Genomic DNA, 6,238 nt, shown 5'->3' with positions numbered 1-6,238 from the left:
TGCCGTTGCTGATGGCCTACACGGTGCCGGTGAGCATCCTCGGGACCCCGACCGCCTGGCCCGCCTTCGTGATCGGCGGTGCGTGCTTCCTGGGAATGCTCTTCGCTGACGAGCGCGGCCGGCTCGAGCGGTGGGGCCGCCGGATCGAGACCGGCGACCGACCACGCGGCGGAGCGCTGATCGGCGCCGCGGCGCTGACGGCGGCAGTCCTCGTCTCCGCAGTCCTTCCCAGCCAGCCCACGCTGACCCTTCCCGGGTTCGGCACCGGCAACTCCGGCCCGGTCCGGATCACCGACCCGATCGCCGACCTCAAGCGCGACCTCGTGCTCGGGGCGGACATCCCACTGCTCCGGGTGAAGGTGACCTCAGGGCCCAGCACCCCCGCCCCGTCCTACGTCCGGCTCACCGTGCTCGACGAGTTCGACGGGAAGTCATGGCGACCCGGCGACCACCCGCGGCCACAGAGCCAGTCGGCGACGGGCGAGATCCCGCTGCTCGGCCTTGACCCGAGCCAGCCCGGTGAGACCATCGGGTGGCAGGTGAGCGTCACCGAACGCCTCGCGTCCTCGTGGCTCCCGACCCCGCGCTACCTCCGCTCGATCGAAGCCGGCTCCGACTGGCGCTACGGCGCGGACCCTCGACTTCCGCGCCGTCGACGACGTGACCACGGCTGGACTCTCCTATCCCCTGACCGAGTTCCGTCCCACCCTGACCGCCGACCAGCTCGCGGCGGCGGGTCCGGCGCCCGACCAGATCCAGGACGACTACACCCGGCTCCCGCGCGCCGCCGACAGCCTTCGCACCGTGGCGGAGCGGGAGACCCGGGGAGCGTCGACGGACTACGACCGCGGGGTGGCGTTGCAGCGGTTCTTCCAGTCGGAGTTCACCTACTCGACCCGGATCGCGCCCGGCAACGGGCTCGCCGCCCTGGAGCACTTCCTCACCCGGACGGCCGCGAGGGCTACTGCGAGCAGTTCGCTGCGGCAATGGCGGTGCTCGCCCGAGAGCTGGACATCCCTGCCCGCGTCTCCGTGGGGTTCCTGTCCGGCGACCGCACGACCACCGACACCTATGAGTTCAGCAGCCACGACCTGCACGCGTGGCCGGAGCTCTACATCGCAGGTGCCGGGTGGGTGATGTTCGAGCCGACGCCCACCTCGCACACCGTCGCCGTTCCCGGCTACACCCGCCCCACCGCGCAGCCGTCGAGCGGGCCCTCTGCGACTGCCACCCCGTCGACCGTTCGCCGTCCATCTCGGCCGGCACGAAGCCACGCCCCGAGACCGGGTCGTCCGGGCAGGACACCTCCAGCGAGCTCCTCACGACCTGGCTTCCGGCAGTCGGCGTCGGCGCGTTCGCCCTGCTCCTGCTCGGAGCGCTGCCACGGCACTGCGTCGCCGCCGCCGGGCCCGTCGGATGGCAGCAGCGACCCCCGAGGAGATGTGGGCCGAGCTCCGCGACACCGCTATCGACCTCGGCGTGCCGTGGCCCGAGGAACGGTCACCCGCGCCACTGGTCTCGCGCTCGCCGGCACCGTCAACTCGGTGCCCGAAGCCCCGGCCGCGCTGCGACGACTGGTGACCACGCTCGAGACCGCGCGCTACGCGCCGGCCGGGGAGCAGCCACCGCTCGACGACCAGCTCGCCGTGGACACCGAAACCTGCCTCGAGGCGTTGCGCGACGGCGCATCGCCGGCAGCACAACGCCGGGCTCGCTGGTGGCCACGCTCACTGCACCGGCGTACGACGCGCAGCGGCGCACGCGTCAGGCAGGAACATGCTTCGGGCGTGGTCGATCAACTCGACCCGCCGGCAGACGCCTGAGGAGACGGCGCCTGAGGAGACTCAGTCCTCGTGGCGGTGGCGCCAGCGGTCCATGCGGTCGTGGAGCGAACCCTGGTCATGCGCCGACGGGGTGGGCGGGCGCGCAGCGCAGAGAGCGCATAGGTCGCGCTGAGCAGCATGACCACAAAGCCCAGGACAGCAACCGGGATGAGCTCGGTCACCGCCCCGTCATCAGCAGGGCGACTCCACCGAGGAACGCGACCCCGGCCAGCAGTGCACGCTGACGAGCGGCCCGACGAAACGAGCTGCCACGCAAGGTGGACGCAAACTTCGGGTCCTCTTCGGTGAGTGCGCGCTCCATCTGCTCGAGCAGGCGAAGCTCCTCCTCCGACAGTGGCATGCTCCTCCTCACCTGGGCCGCACGGATGATCTGCCATCAGTCTAGGCAGCCGTTCTCGCCGGTGGTAGCCGCCGGTCCGGAAATTTCGTGAATGTCTCGCGAATCAGTGCGTTGCGAGCACGTGGATCTGTGTTGCCAGAGGCAGGTACTCCGGTCTTTCGGCGACCGCTTGCTCGAGCTCGAGGAGCGCGTCAGCTGCCCCGACCTCGGCGTCGAGGACGGCGCCAGGAACCAGATCGGTGAAGACCCGCACCGCATGCTGAGCGGTCACCGCGAACCCAGCCGCGTCGAGCAGCGCGACGATCTCGGCAGCCGTCCAGCGGCGCCCGGTGCCACGCCCTCGCGCCGGCACCTCACCCGGACCACCGTCGAGGAGGGTCAGCGCCTGGCCGAAGTGGCCGGCCATCGCGCGGGCCAGGACGGCCGCATGGCGCTGCGCGACGAGCAGGCTGAGCGTGCCGCCCGGTCGCAGGACGGTGGCGATGGTCGCCAACGCGGCAGCCGGGTCATCGCTGACCTCCAGCACCCCGTGGCACAGCACGACATCGACACTGGCGCCCGGCACGAGCTCCAGCAACGTGGAGAGGTCGCCCTGCTGGGCAGTCACCCGCTCCGCAACGCCTTGCTCCTGCGCGCGTCGGCCAAGTGCGGCCAAGGCGTCCGGGCTCGGGTCGACCACGCGAACGTGATGCCCCAGCTCGGCGACCCGGACAGCGAAGCCACCCGTGCCACCGCCGATGTCGAGCACCGTTGCTCCGGGCTGGCCTGCCAGAACGGCGTCGAGAGCGTTCCACACCACTGTCGTGCGTGCGGCCGCACGGCGTTCGCCGGGTCGCTCGCGCTCGCTGCCTGCCACTCCACCGGTGCCTGCCATGGATCCCACCCTAGTAGGACAGAGATCAGGCGCCCGCGCGAAGCGCGGGCCGGAACACGATCTCCTCCTCGACCGGCAGGTGCGGCGCCAGGCCCAGCGCCTGCTCGATCACGGAGAGGAAGCGGTCTGCGTCACGCACGAGGTCGTCCGCATCCCGCTCGGACACCGCACGACGCGAACCCGCCTCGGCTGCCGCGCGCTTGGACGCACCCGCGGCGAAGAACGCGGACCACTCCGTCAGCTCGGGCGCCACCTCGCGAGCAGGACCCAGGCGTTCTTCTGGCGCCGGCGCTTGGGGTCCGGGGGCCCGGGCGGCGAGCAGTGCCGCCGCGGCGCGCAACGCAGCGACATGGGCGTGGGCGTAGCGGGTCGGGACGTCACTCGTCGTGATCGCTTCACGCAGCGACTCGGCAGCGCGCTCGAGGTAGGCGTGCGTCGTCGCGGGCAACAGCATCATCGGGAATCTCCTTCGGTCGTCGACCCGCCTGATCGAACAGTTGTTCGAACAAGAGGAACGCTACACCTGCCCTCCGACAACAGGACAACCTCGACCGCGTGCCCTGGGGAAAACTGGTCCGACTAGGGTCGAGGGCATGGACGAGCACCCCTCGATCACGAGTTTTCGCGCTGAACTGGAGCGTCTCGGCGGCACCGGCGAGGTGATCGTCCTCCCCGAATCCGCGCACACGGCAGCCCTGGCCGCCGCCGCGCTCGGCTGCGAGGTCGGTGCCATCGCGAACAGCCTGCTGTTCTCCAGCGACAACGAGCCCGTCCTGGTCCTCACCAGTGGCGCACACCGGGTGGACACGACCGCGACGGCCGCGCGCATCGCCGTACCGAAGCTGAAGCGGGCTGACGCCGACTTCGTCCGCAACCACACCGGGCAGGTGATCGGCGGCGTGTCCCCCATCGCGCACCCCAGCCCGATCCCGACCTGGGTCGACATCTGGCTGCAGAAGCATCCCGTCCTGTGGGCAGCGGCCGGACACCCGTCGGCGGTCTTCTCCACGACCTACGACGAGCTCCTCCGCCTGACCGGCGGCACCGCGATCGAGGTGGACTGAATGATCGAGATCTGGCTCAACCCTGCCTGCTCCAAGTGCCGCACGGCCGTCAGCGAGCTCGACGCCACCGGCGCGGACTACACCGTCCGGCGCTATCTCGACGAGCCGCCGACCGCCGCCGAGCTCGAGGATGTCCTTGCCCGCCTGGGCGTGGACCCGTGGCACATCGCGAGGACGGGCGACGCGAAGGGGCTCGGCGTGACGCTCCCACCCAGGGACGAGGCGCACCGCGGCGACTGGCTGGCGCTGATGGTGCACAACCCGCGCCTGATCCAGCGCCCGATCATCACCGCAGGCGACGGCACGACCGTGGTCGGGCGCGACGCCGAAAGCCTGGCAAAGGTCATCGCCGCAGGCTGAGCCGCCCGTTAGATTCAGCGCGTGGAAAGTCTTGCGCTCGTCTTCTCCAGCGGCTGGGCCAGCGGCGTCAACAGCTACCTCGTTCTCCTCGTGCTGGGGCTCGCGGAGCGATTCGGGACGTTCGGCCAGCTCCCCGACGTCCTGGGACGCTGGGAGGTGCTCGCCGCGGCCGGGTTCATGTTCGCCATGGAGTTCGTCGCGGACAAGATCCCCTACGTCGACTCGACCTGGGACGCGATCTCCACAGCGATCCGCCCCACCGTCGGCGCAGTGGTCGGTGTCCTGCTCGCCGGCGACGCCGACAGCCTGAACCAGGCCGTCGCGGGTGTCGTCGGAGGCAGCTCCGCGCTCGCCGCCCACAGCGTGAAGGCCGGCACCCGGCTGGCGATCAACGCCTCCCCGGAGCCGGCCACCAACATCCTGGCCAGCCTCGCCGAGGACTCGGCGGTCTTCGTCGTGATGCTCTTCGCCCTGCACCACCCCTACATCGCCGCGTCGATCGCCGCGACGCTGCTGGTGATCGGACTGGTCGTCCTCTACTACGCGATCAAGCTGATCCGGCGTGGCTGGCGGAGGTGGAAGCGGACGGACCGCCGTCCATCCGCCTACGCCTGACCCCTAGGGTGCGCTCATGGCACGTATTGCAGTGATCGGCGGCGGGTTCGGCGGACTCGCCTCCGCAGCCCGGCTGGCCAAGCTCGGCCACGACATCACCCTCCTCGAACGCGGCAAGCACCTCGGCGGTGCGTCAGCACGATCGGTCCGAGGGCTTCAGTGGGATGCCGGCCGACCTCGACGCTCCTCGACGCGTCGTACTGCACTCCGCGTGAGCCGCCGCGCACGCGACGGTGGGCCGTCCTCGAACCAGTGCTCGCGCACGACGTCCTGGGGGACGAGGTCGAGCTCCTTCTCGAGGGGTCGGCCCGACTTGCGGAACAGGTCCCGGATCACGGCAGGCAGGAGCGTCGAGGTCGGGCCGGCTCCCACGTGAAGCCCTCGGACCGATCGTGCTGACGGCACCGCCGAGGTGCTTGCCGCGTTCGAGGAGGGTGATGTCGTGGCCGAGCTTGGCCAGCCGGGCTGCGGAGGCGAGTCCGCCGAACCCGCCGCCGATCACTGCAATACGTGCCATGAGCGCACCCTAGGGGTCAGGCGTAGGCGGATGGACGGCGGTCCGTCCGCTTCCACCTCCGCCAGCCACGCCGGATCAGCTTGATCGCGTAGTAGAGGACGACCAGTCCGATCACCAGCAGCGTCGCGGCGATCGACGCGGCGATGTAGGGGTGGTGCAGGGCGAAGAGCATCACGACGAAGACCGCCGAGTCCTCGGCGAGGCTGGCCAGGATGTTGGTGGCCGGCTCCGGGGAGGCGTTGATCGCCAGCCGGGTGCCGGCCTTCACGCTGTGGGCGGCGAGCGCGGAGCTGCCTCCGACGACACCCGCGACGGCCTGGTTCAGGCTGTCGGCGTCGCCGGCGAGCAGGACACCGACCACTGCGCCGACGGTGGGGCGGATCGCTGTGGAGATCGCGTCCCAGGTCGAGTCGACGTAGGGGATCTTGTCCGCGACGAACTCCATGGCGAACATGAACCCGGCCGCGGCGAGCACCTCCCAGCGTCCCAGGACGTCGGGGAGCTGGCCGAACGTCCCGAATCGCTCCGCGAGCCCCAGCACGAGGAGAACGAGGTAGCTGTTGACGCCGCTGGCCCAGCCGCTGGAGAAGACGAGCGCAAGACTTTCCACGCGCTGAATCTAAC

At 70.6% G+C, this 6,238-nt stretch carries 9 protein-coding genes and 1 pseudogene; 5 read left to right on the top strand and 5 right to left on the bottom strand.

Annotation, left to right across the window (positions count from 1 at the left end; translation table 11 throughout):
- The coding region (locus tag D4739_RS16660) for a transglutaminase TgpA family protein (RefSeq protein ID WP_147384976.1) at positions 1–1,823 on the top strand (1,823 nt) is incomplete at its 5' end.
- Between the two features lie 178 nt (positions 1,824–2,001).
- Here D4739_RS16660 and D4739_RS17275 read toward each other — a convergent pair.
- The 3 genes from D4739_RS17275 to D4739_RS16645 all read right to left on the bottom strand — a co-directional run bounded on the left by D4739_RS17275 (position 2,002) and on the right by D4739_RS16645 (position 3,515).
- Positions 2,002–2,184 (bottom strand): DUF3040 domain-containing protein, encoded by a 183-nt coding sequence (locus D4739_RS17275; RefSeq protein ID WP_238473689.1) that lies wholly within the window; start codon positions 2,182–2,184, stop codon positions 2,002–2,004.
- 103 nt (positions 2,185–2,287) lie between these two features.
- Complete coding sequence (locus D4739_RS16650; RefSeq protein WP_120058526.1) at positions 2,288–3,058, bottom strand: methyltransferase domain-containing protein; 771 nt, start codon at positions 3,056–3,058, stop codon at positions 2,288–2,290.
- A gap of 25 nt (positions 3,059–3,083) precedes the next feature.
- A complete protein-coding gene (locus tag D4739_RS16645) occupies positions 3,084–3,515 on the bottom strand; it encodes an SAV_6107 family HEPN domain-containing protein (protein ID WP_120061631.1) in 432 nt (143 codons plus the stop codon).
- 136 nt (positions 3,516–3,651) lie between these two features.
- On the opposite strand from D4739_RS16645, the gene D4739_RS16640 reads away from it, so the two are divergent.
- From D4739_RS16640 to D4739_RS16625, 4 genes and pseudogenes are all read left to right on the top strand, one after another.
- Positions 3,652–4,122, top strand: a complete 471-nt coding sequence (locus D4739_RS16640; RefSeq protein WP_120058531.1) for a YbaK/EbsC family protein — start codon at positions 3,652–3,654, stop codon at positions 4,120–4,122.
- The gene (locus D4739_RS16635; RefSeq protein ID WP_238473440.1) at positions 4,123–4,482 is read left to right on the top strand and encodes an ArsC/Spx/MgsR family protein; all 360 of its coding nucleotides are present in this window, start codon (positions 4,123–4,125) and stop codon (positions 4,480–4,482) included.
- Between the two features lie 21 nt (positions 4,483–4,503).
- Positions 4,504–5,097, top strand: a complete 594-nt coding sequence (locus D4739_RS16630) for a DUF4126 domain-containing protein (RefSeq protein WP_120058533.1) — start codon at positions 4,504–4,506, stop codon at positions 5,095–5,097.
- A gap of 16 nt (positions 5,098–5,113) precedes the next feature.
- Positions 5,114–5,305, top strand: a pseudogene (locus tag D4739_RS16625) (FAD-dependent oxidoreductase); the annotation flags it as partial.
- Here the strand turns inward: D4739_RS16625 and D4739_RS16620 are convergent.
- Positions 5,231–5,614 carry an FAD-dependent oxidoreductase gene (locus tag D4739_RS16620; protein WP_238473747.1) on the bottom strand — a complete coding sequence of 128 codons (384 nt, stop codon included), beginning with the start codon at positions 5,612–5,614 and terminating at the stop codon, positions 5,231–5,233. The pseudogene D4739_RS16625 and the gene D4739_RS16620 sit on opposite strands and share 75 nt — an antisense overlap.
- A 16-nt stretch (positions 5,615–5,630) precedes the next feature.
- Positions 5,631–6,224, bottom strand: coding sequence for a DUF4126 domain-containing protein (locus D4739_RS16615; protein WP_120058533.1), 594 nt, complete (start codon positions 6,222–6,224; stop codon positions 5,631–5,633).
- Positions 6,225–6,238: the final 14 nt, after the last annotated feature.

The sequence above is a fragment of the Nocardioides cavernaquae genome (genome assembly GCF_003600895.1).
Lineage (GTDB): Bacteria > Actinomycetota > Actinomycetes > Propionibacteriales > Nocardioidaceae > Nocardioides > Nocardioides cavernaquae.
The sequence above is the reverse complement of the archived record's forward strand: the minus strand, read 5'-3'. Positions and strand labels throughout refer to the sequence as shown.